Source organism: Paenisporosarcina sp. P4_D4, assembly GCF_056401835.1.
In genome coordinates this window covers 1-526 of record NZ_JBFUIO010000431.1, presented here as the reverse complement: position 1 = coordinate 526, position 526 = coordinate 1, and the positions used below count along the sequence as shown (strand labels likewise).

Annotated in this window: 2 protein-coding genes; both read left to right on the top strand. The window is 30.1% G+C overall.

Translation table 11 applies throughout. The features are described 5' to 3' along the window. On the top strand, positions 1–285 hold a 285-nt coding region (locus AC1DSL_RS19340; RefSeq protein WP_477533493.1), incomplete at its 5' end, for a hypothetical protein. Between the two features lie 44 nt (positions 286–329). After that, positions 330–526, top strand: a 197-nt coding sequence (locus AC1DSL_RS19335; RefSeq protein ID WP_477533492.1) for a hypothetical protein, incomplete at its 3' end; no start/stop codon positions are given.

The following is a 526-nucleotide window of genomic DNA, read 5'->3' as shown; positions in this document are numbered from 1 at the left end:
GAACGAGGAAGCAACAAAGAATTTATTGATTTCATGAGTAAGAATTTTCGTGACTTTGTATGGGACTTATTTGATGATTCATATGGCTTCCAAAATGTTATTTATAATGAAGAAACTCTAGCAGATCATATTAAGAATATCAATAGAGACTTCAAACTGTATGATTCACTTCAAATAACCAAAAGGTTCATTGAGAACAATAAAGACATTATGGATGACTATGAATTGGAGGCTCTTCAAACTKTTCTAAAGTCAACAAGGTTTTCAGGTTTGTTTGAAAGTTAATAAATTATAATATAAAACACTCGTTTTAAATGGAGGTGGATAAAATGAATGCGTATACTGATGCTTCAGTCGCAAATGATTATAGCGTACATTCTTATGTATTATTTGATAATGACAAAGTAATATTGCAGAACTGTGAGATAAAAAATGAAAATGATACACAAATTGCAGAACTGCATTCCGTTATTATGCTCTTAACTGAATGCGAAAAGAAAAGCATAAAAAATATAATGGTGCACAC